Here is a 433-nt window from a genome sequence, read left to right on the forward strand (position 1 = left end):
CGGTTTGCACTTTTCGGGGCATCGCTCGTCAGGATGCCGCCGTTATTTTGCGTATGGTTGAGTACCGTAACGTCCATTCCCTCTTTGCCAACGTGAACGCCCGTTTGTTCATTCACTTGGGCCATATTCATTTTGGCGTTGTTATATCCCATAGAAACCGAGGCTCCGCCGCCCGAACCATAGGCTATCGAACCGCTTGCCCCTGCTTGCATCTGCTCGCTCTTATACCGCGTTGTATCTTGACGGCTGTTGAAGACGACATCCTTCAACACCCCTTCCCATCTCCCGGCATTTATCACCGCCGCATCTAAAACCAACGCGCCCTCTTCACTAAAGGTTTCCAGCTTATTCACATTGATAACGCTGTTTTGATAAGTGTTACTGCTGCTGTTCGATTTACCCCGACCGACATTCACCCCCGCTTCTAACCCGA

Annotated in this window: 1 protein-coding gene; it reads right to left on the reverse strand. The window is 51.3% G+C overall.

Annotation, left to right across the window (positions count from 1 at the left end; translation table 11 throughout):
* Positions 1-433 (reverse strand): hemagglutinin repeat-containing protein (locus E4T80_RS12675; RefSeq protein ID WP_135058725.1); only part of this gene is annotated, 433 nt, incomplete at both ends.

Origin of the sequence: Muribacter muris, from assembly GCF_004569585.1 — a bacterium.
Lineage (GTDB): Bacteria > Pseudomonadota > Gammaproteobacteria > Enterobacterales > Pasteurellaceae > Muribacter > Muribacter muris.